Here is a 15,681-nt window from a genome sequence, read left to right on the forward strand (position 1 = left end):
TGCGGGAAATGCCATGAAAATGACGATACTCCTTATTTTTTAAAAATCGTTTTGTTGCGAGTCCGGTTCGTGCTTTTCGTGTCTTTCGTGGAGCAATGCAATGCTCAATGTCAGCTAATTCGTGACTGCAGTGTGTTCCAGTTCCGGTTCGCTCAGAAACGTCACCACATGATCGGCGCATAGCCGAATCCCGATTTTCTCGCCGACCGCATGATCGTGATGCGATGGCACCAGGGCCAGCAATGGCTGACCGCTCGGCAGTTTCAGGGTGTACAGAAAATCCGCGCCACGGAATGCCTTGCGCACCACCTCGGCCTTGAGCACGCTTTCGTCGTCATGCACCACGTCGTCGGCGCGCAGCAGCACATCGACCTGCCGGGCATTTTTTGCATTGGTGGCGCACATGTCCATCCCCTGCCACAAGGGCAAACGCCCGAGTTCTATGTTCACCATTTCGCCGGGGATGTCCATGACGCCCGGCACGAACACGCCGTGGCCAATGAAATCGGCCACAAAGCGCGAGGCCGGACGATGATACAAGTTGTAAGCGCTGTCCCACTGCACAATTTCCCCGGCCTGCATGACCCCGATCTGGTCCGCAATCGCAAACGCTTCATGCTGGTCATGCGTGACCAGCACCGCAGTGGTGCCGCTGGCCTTGAGGATATCGCGCACTTCGGCCGCCAATCGTTCGCGCAGATCGACATCCAGATTGGAAAACGGTTCATCCAGCAGCAACAGATCCGGCTCGGGCGCCAAGGCGCGTGCCAGAGCAACCCGTTGCTGCTGACCGCCGGAGAGTTCGTGCGGATATTTGTCGCTCTGCACCGACAGCCCGACCAGGCTCAGCAAGGTCTGGACCCGCTGCATGCGCTGTGGTTTGGCTAGTTTGCGCAGACCGAAGGCGATATTTTCCGCCACGTTTAAATGCGGGAATAGTGCGTAATCCTGAAATACCACGCCGACCTGGCGGCTTTCAGGCGGTGCGGTGACACCGGGGCGGCTGATTTCCCTGCCGCCCAAGGCGATCCGCCCGGCCAGCAACGGTTCAAACCCGGCTATCGCGCGCAGCACGGTGGTTTTGCCGCAGCCGGAAGGGCCAAGCAGGCAGCCGATTTCTCCGCGCTCTAATGAAAACGACAACGCATGCACGATCTCATGCATATTGCGCCCGAGCCGATAGCCGACCCGGATCGATTCAACGCAAAGGTGTGCGGTGCCAGGAGATGGATTGTCCATAATAGTAAGTTCAGTTTGCTGGTTGGTTAATAATGTCCCTGCACCATATTCCAATTGATTATAATTCTCATTTAGCCAGACGTGCAGTTAATCACACTTTATGCCTTTCTCGAATAACCATTCCCCACGCCAGGCTGGCGGTTTTCATCCCATGCTATTGGCGTCGCTGGCAGTGGCTTTTCTGGTGGGCGTGCCGATTTTCGGTGTGCTGTCGAATCTGCTGGTCGGCGGCGCGGATGGCGCGGGCGAATCCGGTGCATCCACATTGGCGCATTTGTGGAGCACGGTATTGCCGGAATACCTGTTCAACAGCTTTGCGATTGCCGCCATCGTGGCGGTGCTGGGCGCGACTATCGGCATCGGTTGCGCGTGGCTGGTGGCGGCTTTCGATTTTCCCGGCAAGCGGATGTTCGAATGGGCGCTGGTCTTGCCGTTGGCGATGCCGGCCTATGTCGTGGCTTACGCGTACACCGATTTCCTGCAATTTTCCGGCCCGGTACAAAGCGGCCTGCGCGCACTGTTCGGCTGGCAGCCGCACGAATACTGGTTTCCGCAGATACGCAGCGTGGGCGGTGCCGGCGTGCTGTTTGCGCTGGTGCTGTATCCGTATATTTATCTGCTGGCGCGCAATGCCTTTCTGGAGCGCAGTCCGCGCATGCTGGATGCGGCGCGCACGCTGGGCGTTGGCCCGTGGCGCGCATTCTTTACCATCAGCCTGCCGCTGGCGCGTCCCGCCGCCGCCGCCGGCATTGCGCTGGCATTGATGGAAACCTTGGCTGACTATGGAGCGGTGGCTTATTTTGGCGTGCCGACCCTGACTACCGGCATCTATAAATCCTGGTACGCCTTTTCCGACCGCACCGCCGCCGCGCAGATCGCTGCGGTATTGCTTATTACCGTCACGGTATTGATGTTGCTGGAACAGAAAAGTCGCGGCCGGGCGCGCTATTACGCGGCCGGCGGGCGCACCAGCGGCCAGTTGACGCGGCCTTTGCCGGGCAGATCGGGCTGGCTGGCGACCTTATGTTGCGCGCTGCCGGTATTAACCGGATTTTTGCTGCCATTGCTGATTTTGGTGCGGCTGATCATGCGCGAGGATGCTGTGGCGATGGGTGCGCGCTACCTTGGTCTGGTGAAAAACAGCGTCACGCTGGGTGGCGTGACTGCGTTGCTGGCAGTGCTGCTCTGCGTCTTGCTGGCGTATGCGGCACGCGTGAGCCAGAGCCGGGTGCAAGCTGCCTGCAATCGCGTCGTGACCATGGGTTATGCGGTGCCGGGCGCAGTGATCGCTGTGGGTATTCTGATTCCGTTGTCGCGTCTGGATAGCTGGGCCGCTGGATACGGGGCAACTTTTTTATTGGCCGGCAGCGTGGTGGCGTTGATCTATGCGTATCTGGTGCGTTTTCTGGCAGTGGCTTATCACGGGGTGCAAGCCGGGCTGGCGCGAATCACGCCAGCGATGGATGCCAGCGCCCGCAGCTTGGGCCATGGGCTGGGTTCGATGTTGCTGCGGGTGCATGCGCCGTTGCTGTGGCGCAGCGTGCTGACCGGCGGCTTGCTGGTGTTCGTCGATGTCATCAAGGAATTGCCGGCAACCCTGACTATCCGCCCGTTCAATTTCGATACGCTGGCCGTGATCGCGTTCCAGCTCGCATCCGACGAGCGATTGGGCGAGGCGGCGCTGCCCGCGCTCACCATTGTGCTGATCACCACCATTCCGGTGATCATCCTGGCCCGCGCAATCGCCAAGGGCGATAGCTGATGCTTCTCTTTATATCTGTAAAAATTAAGGAGTATGCATAAAAATAATGCTATTTCCACATATAATATATGCGGCCTTTAAAAATACAGTATTGTGTATAACCATGATGGTTGGCCGAAGTTTTTGTAGGTCGGGTTAGCGGTTTCATCGCGTAACCCGACGTTTGCGGCCTGGGAATGTCGGGTTACACACTCGCTAACCTGACCTACGATGCGTTCCCGCTCGCCACTAATAAGATCCGGGGAAAAACCCGGCAGCTTGCTCAAATCATCTCCTTACCTTACAATTTGCGGACCATTTCATCTCACGTGACTGGCGAAAAGTCGGAAGGACACACTTCCGGCGACAAGGTGGGCATCCACCGGGGAACGTGAGAATTCTTTAGCCGTTCGCCTGGGCAGCCCAAAATGGAGTGCACGACTGAGGCTGTCCGTCATTTACATCTTGCATTAGATGCATCAGATGACTCCTCAATCGATCCCAGTAAAAATCTAGTTGCACTTAATTTGCACACTTTTGCATACTTATCGATAGGAATCCGCATGTTCTCCAAAGACCACACCATCGCCAATATCGACCCTGAATTGTGGGCCGTGATCCAGCAAGAAAACGTTCGCCAGCAAGATCATATCGAACTGATCGCGTCCGAAAACTACACTTCGCCAGCCGTCATGGAAGCGCAAGGCTCGCAACTGACCAATAAATACGCGGAAGGCTATCCAGGCAAGCGCTATTACGGCGGCTGCGAATTCGTCGATGTCGCCGAACAATTGGCGATCGATCGCATCAAGCAATTGTTCGGTGCCGAAGCCGCCAACGTGCAGCCGAATTCCGGCTCGCAAGCCAACCAGGGCGTGTTCTTCGCCGTGCTGAAACCGGGCGACACCATCATGGGCATGTCGCTGGCTGAAGGCGGCCACCTGACGCACGGCATGAAGCTCAACATGTCGGGCAAATGGTTCAATGCCGTTTCCTACGGTCTGGACGCCAATGAAGAAATCGATTACGACGCCATGGAACGTCTGGCGCGCGAACACAAGCCGAAGCTGATCATCGCCGGCGCGTCCGCCTATGCGTTGCGCATCGATTTTGAGCGTTTCTCCAAAATCGCCAAGGAAGTCGGCGCTTATTTCATGGTCGACATGGCGCATTACGCCGGCCTGATCGCCGCCGGTGAATATCCGAACCCAGTGCCATTCGCCGATTTCGTCACCTCCACCACGCACAAATCGTTGCGCGGCCCACGCGGCGGCTTCATCCTGATGAAAGCCGAGCATGAAAAAGCGATCAACTCCGCGATTTTCCCCGGCATCCAGGGCGGCCCGCTGATGCACGTCATCGCCGGCAAGGCAGTCGCTTTCAAGGAAGCGCTGGCGCCGGAATTCAAGACTTACCAGCAGCAAGTCGTCAAAAACGCCAATGCGCTGGCACAAGCGCTGATCGCGCGCGGTTTGCGCATCGTCTCCGGCCGCACCGAAAGCCATCTGATGCTGGTCGACCTGCGCGCCAAGAACATCACCGGTAAAGCCGCCGAAGCATTGCTCGGTTCCGCTCACATCACCTGCAACAAGAATGCGATTCCGAACGATCCGGAAAAACCTTTCGTGACCTCCGGCATCCGGCTCGGCAGCCCAGCCATGACCACCCGCGGTTTCGGCGAAGCGGAAGCGACCAAAGTCGGCCACCTGATCGCCGACATGCTCGACAATCCGAACGACGCAGCCACCATCGACCGCGTCAAAGCCGAAGTCAAGAAACTGACCGACGCCTTTCCGGTATATGGCTCTTAGGTTTAGTCAAATAAGCACGCAGTCATCCTGAAAAGGATGTGCTGCTGAGAAGCACAGACAGCACAGACGACTTCCCTGAAGCTTTCACGGAAGTCGTTTGCACATCGTCGGCACATCCGGACACATGGACACAAAATGCATACAGCAGCCTCCTCCGATCCAAAACCATTGATGCCGCACGGCATCCAAGCGGTACTCTCGATCCATTTACCATCATGAAATGTCCGTTCTGCCACCACGAAGACACCCAAGTCCTCGACACCCGCGCCTCGGAAGAGGGCGATTCGATCCGCCGCCGCCGCCGCTGCATCAAATGCGAAAAACGCTTCACCACCTATGAACGCATCGAACTCTCGATGCCGGTCATCGTCAAGAAAAACGGCAGCCGGGTCGAATTCGCCGCCGCCAAATTGCGCGCCAGCCTGATGCTGGCACTGCGCAAACGGCCAGTTTCTGCCGAACTGGTAGACGCCACCATCAGCCGCATCGAACAGAAAATCCTTTCGCTGGGCGAACGTGAAATCAGCTCGCAGCGCATCGGCGAATGCATCATGGAAGAGTTGAAGCTGCTCGACAAAATCGCTTACATCCGCTTCGCCTCGGTCTATCGCAGCTTCGAGGATGTCGCCGAGTTCCAGAATGTGATTGCAGAAATCGCCAGCGGCAACGATAAAAAATAAGTTTTCCTAATCCGTCCAGGTTTCCGTTCGTCTACTCCAACCGACTGCTTGTCCGGTTGTATTTCGTTGTCTGAGCGGAAGCAATTACGATGAAGTAATAATATTTTCTTGTGATCCTGTATAGCTCCAAAGCCACTTCAGCGCCGGGTTACACGCTTTGAATACTTTTTGGCTGGATATATACCTGATATTGTATTTTTCATGCAACATAGAATACATGCGGTAATGGCGGTGTTTTCATGCATACCCCTGATTTTTTGAATAATTTGCAAACATTGGATTGCACTATGCAGATATGGAGCCAGTTCTGCCCGTACCTCCTAAGCCCCGAAATAATTGCGATTGAACATCCATGCACAAGTCAAAACAAAGCGGCTTTACCCTGATCGAAGTGTTGATATCGGTATTTGTACTGGCGCTCGGGGTCATCGGCGCCGCCGGCATGCAGTTGGTCGCCATGCGCACCGGTCAGCAATCCGGCCTGCAGACGGTGGCAGTCCAACTGGCCACCGAAATGGCAGACAACATGCGGCAAAATGCCACGGAAATGAATAAAGCTGACAGTGACAATCCTTATCTGTTTACTTACAACTCCGCTACCGATACAGCGCCTGCTGCACCTGGCAACATGTGTTACGGCGCAACTTGCACAAGTACGCAACTGGCAGCTGCGGATATTTACGAATGGGAAACGCGTTTAAAAGCAGGACTGCCGGGCGGGCGGGTAGTCATTTGTCGCGATGAAACGCCATGGGACACCAGCAGTGCCAAGCTGACGTGGGCCTGTGCCAGCACCGTTGCGACCACCAATAGTGTTCCCTATGTCATCAAGGTCGGATGGCAAGGAAAAGATGTCGATAAGGACACGAAAGCACTGCTTACAAATCAGCCGCCCAGCGTGGCAATTACAGTTCAGCCGTACATCAAATGATGGGCCTGCGATCAATGGACAGTAAATTCACATTCAAGCCGCTGGCAAGCGCGAGACAGTCCGGCTTGACACTGGTCGAGTTGATGATTTCGATTGCGCTCGGTTTATTGGTTGTACTGGCAGCAACGGCGCTGTTGCTGTCCAGTAAATCTGCTTATATGTCGCAGAGCGACAGTGCCAACTTTCAGGACACCGCGCGTTACGCGATGGAAAATATCGTGCGTTCAGTCCGGCAGGCCGGTTATGAGAATTGGGATAAGGAAACGCAGGATGCACCCATCACTGCAACCCCGGAGATGAGCGCCAATCTTGCTGGTTTGGACGGCAATAGTGTGGGAGGTGATACCTCGAGTCCTGGCATCGATTCCCTGACAGGTACTTCGGTCAACGGCAGCGATGTATTGGCGGTGCGTTTTTTTGGCATCAATAAGATGGGAACCGCCAAGCCGGATGAGTCGGTATTTAATTGTGGCGGTTTTGGTGTCGCAGCGCCGACCTCGCAAAATACGGCGGATGAAGATCGGGGCTGGAGTATTTATTATGTGGACAAAGACGCAGCCGGCGAGCCGGAACTGCGCTGCAAGTATCGTAATGATGACAATAGCACTTGGGGTTCGGACGCCATTGCGCGTGGCATCGAATCATTTCAGGTGCTGTATGGCGTCGATACCGATTATGTCCCCAGTACCGGTAAGAGCGCCGACCGGATACCGAATCAGTTCTTGACCGCAACGCAAATCAATGCGAAGGACGATGCACTCATTTTGGTGGGCGCGGATGCTGCGGCCAAAGCCCTGGATAAAAATAGAAAAACCTGGTGGAAGCGCGTGTCGGTCATCAAGGTGGCAATGCTGGTGCGGGGTTCTAACAATGTACGCACCGATACAACAACCACGACCTACGATTTGTTCGGCAAGGAATACAGCACGGCCAATGCTGCCGCCGATTCAGGCACGCAGATCAAGGAGGCCGACTTGGCTGCGGATACCCAGAACAAGGGCCGTAAAGTATTTATGTCAACCATTCAGTTTCGCAACCAGCCGGAAGGCAGCGGATCATGAAATCCTGCCGCTTCCATAATATTTCCAATCTGCGACAACAGCAGGGTGCATCGCTGGTGGTGTCATTGTTGATGCTGGTGGCGGTTTTGCTGTTGGGAATATCAACCGCCCAAATAGCGCTGCAGGGAGAAAAATCGTCCCGTAACGACAGGGATCGCCAAATCGCTTTCCAGGCAGCAGAAGCCGCCCTGATGGACGCCGAAATGGATATCGAAAAGTCACCGGACACGACCAAGTCGCGCAGCGCCTTGTTTTCCGAAAACCCTGTTTTAGCCAATTTTGCTGCCGGTTGCGGTGCCGGCGAGTCGAATAACAACCTGGGACTCTGCGCAACAGCTAGCCCGGGAGCGCAACCCATCTGGAAGCTGGTGGACTTTACGGATACCGGTAGCACTACAACAAAAACAGTTCCCTTCGGTAAATTCACCGGGCAAATCCTGCAGACCGGGAAGGGCGCTTTGCCCAGCAAGCCGCCCAGATACATTATCGAAGCAATCAATTACAGGGCCGCCGGCGAGGATGCCAGCGCACAAAGCACCTATTTTTATCGGATAACCGCGATGGGCTTCGGCGCGCGCGAAACGACCCAATCCGTTTTGCAGACCTTTTACCGCAAGATAGACCAGTGATGCTGTCCAGAGAGATGACGATGAATAATTTTGCCAAGCGAATTGCGGCCTCCATCGGCCTGGCCGCTGCATTGATATTGGGAAGTCTTGGTGTACTGGCCGCAACGCCGGAAGTGAATATTGCAAGCGGACCTTTGTTTAGTGGTCGCGGCAATGTGCATCCCAACATGCTGCTGAATTTGTCGGTCGAATATCCGACGGTCGGTGCTGCCTATCGCGCCACAAATGACTATAGCAAGACGACTGAATACCTGGGCTATTTCAATCCGAAGCAGTGTTATATCTATCCAACGACGACGACGAGCAACACAACAACCGGGGCTACAACCGGGACGACTACCAATAATTCCACTTCAACCGCCAGCGCTGGGACGACCACGACGACGACTAATGGTGTGACGACCACAACGACGACGACCACGGATACTGTTACGACGGTTCCCGGCACGGCTGCAGTCTATACTCCCACCTACGCATCAAATAATAAGACTATAAAACCAACTGCCGACAACAATTCCACTCCCTTATACCTTGCCTCTAACTTTAATTCGGCGACGGGGGCTACCGGAGCTGTCGTGGGATATCTGAGCGGACAGGGTACGTCATCCGGTACAACGGGCAACAATACACATATCATCAGAGTTGCAACAACTCCGGCCACCAGTACCTCATACAACCATACGCCCAATACTTCCACATCCACCACGACTGCCATTCCGTATCCTGACCTGACCGACGCCATCGGTTATTTCTCGATTTTCAAGGCTGCTGATGCCAATCACGAGTGCGGCGGTGATTCGTTCAGCGGCAATTTCATGAATTGGGCATCATCTTCAGCCATCGACATGTTGCGCTTGGCAATGACGGGTGGCGATAGAACTACCGATACAACGACTTTGACCGTTTTGCAGCGTGCGTATCTTAGGGATGTCGGTGGCACGTTTTATGCCGATGGCACCTATTTCCCGCGCAAAAAAGTTACGGCCAGCACAACGATGAGCGCCCCCAACCAGGTTACGCCGTTCAGCACGACAGATTTGTATGTGGTGTCTTGCCGCAATCGCATCCTGTTTAGTGGCACTAGTAGCGGAAATGTAGGAAATTGCGATACCCCGCGCACCAGCGGCAGCCCTGCGGTACTGCAGACGACGGACAAATATTTGGGGGAATATCTGGCCAGGGTCAAGGTATGCGATGCAACAGAAGGCCCGACCCGCACCGATCTCTGCCAGAAATATGGCAGCAACTACAAGCCCGTTGGCGAATTGCAAAGAAACTCGGATAAATTGCGTGTCGGCGCATTGGGGTACCTGACCGAGCACGATACCGGCAATAACAACGTGTATGGTGGTGTGGTGCGCGGTCCAGTCAAATACGTCGGACCGAAAAAATTCGATTCCCCGTCGTTTACTGAAACGACCAACGACAAGCCAGAATGGGATGCGACCACCGGCGTGTTTTACAACAACCCGGAAGATCCCGCCAACCGCACCAGCACTACCAATAGTGGGGTTATCAACTATCTGAATAAATTCGGTCGTACCAATGCCGGCAGGCTCGGGGCTTACAAGACCTGGGACCCCGTCGACGAGCTTTATTATGAAGCGATCAGTTATTTACAAGGGAAGCAGCCGACTTCAGGCTCAACTAACGGTACCAGTGCCACTCGTGCGATGGGAACGGATACTACAGATGACAACTTTCCAGTTCTGAAAACCTGGGTTGACCCGGTCACAGCATCTTGCCAAAACAATTACATAGTCACTATCGGTGATGTAAACACGCACCAGGATGCTTATATACCGGGCTCGCCTGCCCGTAATGCGGATGTTGCACGTGCCGCTGAAACGGCGACTACAACAACCCCTGCGTTTAATGCACTGACCTGGACCAAGCTGGTCAGCGACATGGAGGTAGATGCAGCCGGCACTTACGGCAATCTGGCCAAACGTAGTAATTTAACCTCTTTAGATACTGTTAACACCGGAGCTGGCACTGGCACTTACTACATGGCAGGAGTTGCGTATTGGGCCAATACCAACGATATCCGTATCGACAAGCCGGTTCGTGTGAAGACTTTCTCGATTGACGTGGATGAAGGTGGCAATGGCTTAATGGAAGATAGCAATCCACGCGGCACCAAGCCGAGAAATAGCCAGTTCTATCTGGCAGCCAAGTACGGCGGCTTTCTGGACAAAAACAAGGACGGCAATCCATTCAAGACATTCGCAGCTGATGGCGCTACTGTCGTGATTAACAATAATGAATGGGCCAGCAATGGGACTGATCCGGATAATTATTTCCTTGCCAGTAACCCGAAAAAAATGATCGATTCGATCAAGAACATTTTTCAAATTGTCTCAAGCAACAGCGGCACTATTTCGGGCGTCACTTTAACTTCAACAAAAATATCGACGGACAGCGCTTTTGTATATCAGCCAGGCTTTGATCCATCGAAATGGAGCGGCAATTTACTCAAACTCAAGCTTCAGCTGGTTAATGATGTGGTCACCATACAGGATGCAAAATTTCCTACCTGGGACGCCGGCCTCATGTTGACAGGTATGGCAGCCACAACCACACCGGTTGCGGCTGCCATACCAGCCAATCCGGCACCAGCTTCCCGCGCAATTTATACCGCACAAATCAATGCAGACAAGTCGCTGACGACCATTCCATTTCAATGGACTAGTTTGACTGCTGCGCAGCAAGCTTTGCTTGATCAATCGCCAGTCTCACCTAACGCAGCCGATGGTTTGGGTGAGAACAGGGTAAATTATTTGCGCGGTTCCCGCACCGATGAAATCGGTCAGACCAACGGTATCTTCCGGCAGCGCGACCGGGTGCTGGGCGACATCATCAACAGCAATCCAACCTACGTCGGCGCGCCCGCAGCGAATATCCAGGGGAATGGCTATCAGACATTTTACGACGCTAAAAAAGACCGGACCAAAACCGTATATGTCGGAGCCAATGACGGCATGCTGCATGCTTTCAACGCAGCCGATGGCGTGGAATTATTCGCGTATGTTCCTAATGCAGTGATACCGGGTTTGAATAAGCTGACTAATCCTAACTATGTGCATCAGCCTTATGTCGATGGCACGCTAACAGTTAGAGAGGCAAGGGTTGATGGCAGTTGGAAAACGATTCTGGCTTCCGGCATGGGCGGCGGCGCTCAGGGTGTATTTGTTCTGGATGTGACCGATCCGGCTGATTTTGCCGGCGGTACCGGGGCTATTTGGGAGTTTACCGACAAAGACGATGTTGATATGGGTAATCTGGCCAGCCCGCCCCAAGTTACAAAGTTCAGGATGGGCGTGGATGCCACTACCAAGGCTCCTATTTATAAATATTTTGTGGTTGTCCCGAGCGGGTTGAATAATTACAAGGACGATGGCTATAGCAATTTCGGGACGACAGATCAAGCAGTCGGCGCACTATTTCTGTTGTCGCTCGATAAAAAACCAGCGGATGCCTGGGCTTTGGGAACCAATTACTTTAAATTGAAAACCGTGGTTAAAGATTCCACCAAACAAAATGGCCTGAGTTCACCCGCCTTGGTGCTTGGCAACGACGGTGCAGTAAATTACTCTTATGCAGGTGATTTGCAGGGCAATATGTGGCGGTTCGATTTTACGCTTGGCGCACCTGCCAGCAAGACTCTCAGTACACCCCTGTTTACCGCATTGGACAGCGCTAATGTCCGCCAACCGATCAGCGGCCAGCCGGCGGTGATTACTGCTCCCGGAGGTGGCTATGTGGTTTTGTTCGGCACCGGGAAGTATGTGGAAGATGCCGACGCTGCAGCAGGCAATTTCAAGACGCAATCCTTTTATGGAATTCTCGACACGACGTCTGATAATGTGTCGGGGCGCAGTAAACTGGAAGCAAGGACGCTTACCAAAGATACGGCCGTCGGTAGCGATGCAATGATTGTTGCAGGTAACAATTTTACTTATGGAACATCCACCGGCCAAAAAATGGGCTGGTATTTTGATTTCAAGGATTCCGGCGGTATTACGGGGACCGGCGAGAGAAGTGTGACCAATCCATTGCTCGCTTACGGCCGGTTATTCTTCAATAGCCTGGTCACGGGGAGCGATCCTTGTGCGACTGGCGGTGGTAGAACCTACAGTCTAAGCGCACAGACCGGCCTGCCGCTGAGTTCGGACGGCGTGTCAACCAGTGGCGCTATTACTGGGCAGACATCAATCGTCGGCATGCTGAGTTCTCCTGTCTTGTTTGAGACTGGCACCACTGTTGGCGACAGGGATTCGATTGGCAAAAGAATAGCAAAGAAAAAATTCTCGGTTTTTAATTTTGGTACCGGCGGTAAGGCAGGTACTGCCGCCCCGGCCGCCAATGGCACTGGCACATTCCAGCCGCCAGCCGGACGTATGAGTTGGCGCGAGATATTGAACTGGCAAGAGTTGCACAACGCTGCAAAATAATAAAAAGGATGCACTGTGAAGATAAATTTGCAAAAAGGTTTTACCCTGATCGAATTGATGATCGTGGTGGCAATTATGGGGATACTTGCAGCGGTTGTTTATCCGTCCTATCAGGATTCGATTATCAAAACCAAGCGCACCGAGGGGCGTGCTGCGTTAATGGAAATCATGCAGCAGCAGGAGCGTTATTACACACAAAACAATACTTATTTTGCTTATACCTCTACCACTGCCGACAATAAGTTCAAATGGTTTTCCGGCGATAGCGCTGCTGGCAGTTCCTATGAAATCAAGGCTGCGGCATGTACCGGCGATGTCATCGAAAATTGTGTGATGCTGACCGCCTCGCCTGGAACCACAAATGTAAATTCTGCATATAAGGACCCCAAGTGTAGTGATTTGACGCTTACCAGTACCGGTGTCAAGGATCGATCCGGCACGGCAACGAATTGTTGGTAATCCCATGAAAATGCATGCACCGGTTTTCATCAGAGCAGGGTTCAAGGGGTTTTCCCTGATTGAATTGATGGTTGTGCTGAGTATTGCAGCGATCCTGCTCGGTATTGGTGTACCGAGTTTTCGTACAATGATTCAGAACCAACGGATGACGACAACGGTCAACGATTTTTTTGCCGCCATCAATTTGACTCGTTCAGAAGCGTTGCAACGCGGTGTGCGCGTGGATATGGTGCCGGCGGATGCGACGAGTGCCGATTGGACCAAAGGCTGGACAGTGTTTGTGGATGCCAACAGCGATCAAGCGCTGGATTCTTCGGAAAAAATTGTCTATACGCATGGCCCGATGCCGGAGGGCATGACCATAGACACGTCATCTATGGGAACTGCACCACTGTATATAGCTTACAGGGCTACTGGCGGTAATTTAACGGGAACCAAGATCAATAATCAAAAAGGCGGCACTGTAAAATTCACTATGGATGGTCAGGAAAGGTGGGTCATCCTCAATTTCTTGGGACGTCCAAGGGTATGCGATCCGATCAAGCAACCAACCACTTGTAAGTAAGGTGGACATAGCATGTCGTTGCGACATGGTGTACTGCTATCTTGTTACATATTTTATTAAATTTCATGGGGTATGTGAAAAAATTCTGCAATTTCCGCATTATTTAAGTGGTCTTTAAAAAATACATTAAGTAGTATATTTTTATTGCAGCGTATCGCGACGCAACGTTTCGAGTCCTTTTGGGTATCCCTTGTAATTGCTCCTGGTCGGGTTTGTGTCCGACTCTATCTTTTAAATAATATCGTGGAAATTCTCAATCATCTGCAAGGCATGACGCTCGCCCTAAAATGGGCTGAGCGCGGGCTGCTTACGACGGCCCCCAATCCCCGTGTGGGCTGCGTCATCGTCAAAGACAATCGCATCATCGGTGCAGGCTTTACCGAGCCGCCCGGCGGCAATCATGCCGAAATCGAAGCGCTGCACGACGCCGCCGCCAAAGGGTTTGATGTACGCGGTGCAACCGTGTATGTGACGCTGGAACCGTGTAGCCATTTCGGCCGCACGCCGCCTTGCTGTGACGCGCTGATACGCGCTGGCGTGGCGAAAGTGGTGGCGGCGATTGAAGACCCGAATCCCTTGGTTGCAGGGCAGGGCTTGGCGCGCCTTAAGGCAGCCGGAATCGAAGTCGTTTGTGATGTGCTGGCCGACGCAGCGCGGGAAATGAATATCGGTTTCTTTTCCCACATGCAGCGCGGCAAGCCTTGGGTGCGGATGAAGGTGGCGGCGAGTCTGGATGGCAAGACCGCGCTGGCCGATGGGCAAAGCCAGTGGATTACCTCGCCGGCGGCGCGCGACGATGGTCACGCCTGGCGCGCACGGGCCGGTGCGATCCTGACCGGGATCGGCACAGTAAATGCAGATGATCCGCAAATGACGGTGCGCGCACTGACAGTGACGCGTCAACCGCTGCGTATCGTGATCGACAGCAGGCTGGCGATCAGCCCGAATGCGCGTGTGCTGGCGGGCGCTGGCAGCTTGGTGGTGGCGGCGCAAGCCAATCCTGGAAAAGAAGCGCTGTTGCGCGACATGGGGTGCGAAGTCATTTTTCTGCCCAACGCCGCCGGCAAGGTGGATTTGCCGGCGCTGATGCAGGAACTGGGGCGGCGACAAATCAACGAGTTGCATGTCGAGGCCGGTTGCAAGCTCAATGGTTCATTGATCCGCGCCGGTTGCGTCGATGAATTGCTGCTGTATCTGGCGCCCAGCCTGATTGGTGAGGGCATGCCGATGTTTGCGCTGGGCGCGCTGGAGTCGCTGCAGCACAAGCGCTTGTTGCGCTTTCACGAAATCCGGCAAATCGGCGAGGATGTGCGTATCCTTGCCCGGTTCAATTAATTTCTTGGTGGGATAGTAGGATGGGTGAAACCCATCGGATTGTGCGGTCGATCATGATGGGTTTCACCCATCCTACTGGCTGCAGTATGCTTTCACGAAATCCGGCAAATCGGCGAGGATGTGCGTATCTTCGCCCGGCTCAATTCACTTTTTGGTGCGATATGTTTACAGGAATTGTAGGTGCAGTAGGGAAGATTACTTCGGTGCAGATATCAGGTGCTGGTGCGGACGTTGGCGTGCGTTTGACCATTGATGCCGGCGGCATGCCGATGCAGGACGTGGCCCTGGGCGACTCGATTGCCATCAATGGTGCCTGCATGACGGTGGTCGATAAGACGCCGCAGGGTTTTGTGGTGGACGTCTCGCGCGAGAGCCTGAACCATACGGTCGGGCTGGATGCGGTGGGTGAAGTCAATCTGGAGAAGGCGCTGACGCTGGCTGACCGGCTCGGCGGTCACTTGGTCAGCGGTCATGTGGATGGCTTGGGCACCGTCTGCAAGTTCGAGCCGATTGGCGAATCGTGGGAGCTGGTGATCGAAGCCCCGCTCGCTCTGGCCAAATATCTGGCGTACAAGGGCTCGATCGTGGTCAATGGCGTCTCGCTGACCGTGAACCGGGTCGAAGATGTGGCCGCAGGCTGCCGTTTCTCGATCAACCTGATTCCGCACACGATTGAAGTGACCGGGCTGAAACATTTGAAGGTGGGCGCAAAGGTCAATCTCGAAATCGATTTGATTGCGCGCTACGTCGAGCGGATGCTGTCAGTGCAGTAATGT

The 15,681-nt window shown here is 54.1% G+C and carries 12 protein-coding genes and 1 riboswitch; of the genes, 11 read left to right on the forward strand and 1 reads right to left on the reverse strand.

Going from position 1 to position 15,681, the window contains the following annotated elements; genetic code table 11:
• Positions 1-114 precede the first annotated feature (114 nt).
• Positions 115-1,239, reverse strand: coding sequence for an ABC transporter ATP-binding protein (locus tag KGFNPO_RS04240; protein ID WP_472633247.1), 1,125 nt, complete (start codon positions 1,237-1,239; stop codon positions 115-117).
• 100 nt (positions 1,240-1,339) lie between these two features.
• On the opposite strand from KGFNPO_RS04240, the gene KGFNPO_RS04245 reads away from it, so the two are divergent.
• The 11 genes from KGFNPO_RS04245 to KGFNPO_RS04295 all read left to right on the forward strand — a co-directional run bounded on the left by KGFNPO_RS04245 (position 1,340) and on the right by KGFNPO_RS04295 (position 15,678).
• A complete protein-coding gene (locus KGFNPO_RS04245) occupies positions 1,340-3,001 on the forward strand; it encodes an ABC transporter permease (RefSeq protein ID WP_472633248.1) in 1,662 nt (553 codons plus the stop codon).
• Between the two features lie 298 nt (positions 3,002-3,299).
• Positions 3,300-3,407: riboswitch (ZMP/ZTP riboswitch) on the forward strand.
• A gap of 136 nt (positions 3,408-3,543) precedes the next feature.
• Entirely contained in the window at positions 3,544-4,791 is a 1,248-nt protein-coding gene (glyA, locus tag KGFNPO_RS04250; RefSeq protein WP_472633249.1) for a serine hydroxymethyltransferase, read from the forward strand.
• Positions 4,792-5,006: 215 nt separating this feature from the next.
• The gene (nrdR, locus tag KGFNPO_RS04255; RefSeq protein WP_472633250.1) at positions 5,007-5,471 is read left to right on the forward strand and encodes a transcriptional regulator NrdR; all 465 of its coding nucleotides are present in this window, start codon (positions 5,007-5,009) and stop codon (positions 5,469-5,471) included.
• Between the two features lie 352 nt (positions 5,472-5,823).
• The gene (gene pilV / locus KGFNPO_RS04260; protein WP_472633251.1) at positions 5,824-6,402 is read left to right on the forward strand and encodes a type IV pilus modification protein PilV; all 579 of its coding nucleotides are present in this window, start codon (positions 5,824-5,826) and stop codon (positions 6,400-6,402) included.
• Between the two features lie 14 nt (positions 6,403-6,416).
• On the forward strand, positions 6,417-7,463 hold the full coding sequence (locus tag KGFNPO_RS04265) for a PilW family protein (RefSeq protein ID WP_472633252.1): 1,047 nt from the start codon (positions 6,417-6,419) through the stop codon (positions 7,461-7,463).
• Entirely contained in the window at positions 7,460-8,092 is a 633-nt protein-coding gene (locus tag KGFNPO_RS04270; protein ID WP_472633253.1) for a pilus assembly PilX family protein, read from the forward strand. Before KGFNPO_RS04265 ends, KGFNPO_RS04270 begins: the two co-directional genes overlap by 4 nt.
• Before the next feature lie 20 nt (positions 8,093-8,112).
• On the forward strand, positions 8,113-12,546 hold the full coding sequence (locus KGFNPO_RS04275) for a pilus assembly protein (protein ID WP_472633254.1): 4,434 nt from the start codon (positions 8,113-8,115) through the stop codon (positions 12,544-12,546).
• Between the two features lie 15 nt (positions 12,547-12,561).
• Positions 12,562-13,005 (forward strand): type IV pilin protein, encoded by a 444-nt coding sequence (locus tag KGFNPO_RS04280; RefSeq protein ID WP_472633255.1) that lies wholly within the window; start codon positions 12,562-12,564, stop codon positions 13,003-13,005.
• A 4-nt stretch (positions 13,006-13,009) separates the two neighbouring features.
• Positions 13,010-13,570, forward strand: coding sequence for a GspH/FimT family pseudopilin (locus tag KGFNPO_RS04285; protein WP_472633256.1), 561 nt, complete (start codon positions 13,010-13,012; stop codon positions 13,568-13,570).
• Positions 13,571-13,840: 270 nt separating this feature from the next.
• Positions 13,841-14,905: a bifunctional diaminohydroxyphosphoribosylaminopyrimidine deaminase/5-amino-6-(5-phosphoribosylamino)uracil reductase RibD gene (gene ribD, locus KGFNPO_RS04290; protein ID WP_472634384.1), complete on the forward strand. Its 1,065-nt coding sequence runs from the start codon at positions 13,841-13,843 to the stop codon at positions 14,903-14,905.
• Positions 14,906-15,066: 161 nt separating this feature from the next.
• Complete coding sequence (locus KGFNPO_RS04295; protein ID WP_472633257.1) at positions 15,067-15,678, forward strand: riboflavin synthase; 612 nt, start codon at positions 15,067-15,069, stop codon at positions 15,676-15,678.
• Positions 15,679-15,681: the final 3 nt, after the last annotated feature.

It is taken from the genome of Gelidimonas diazotrophica, assembly GCF_055694025.1.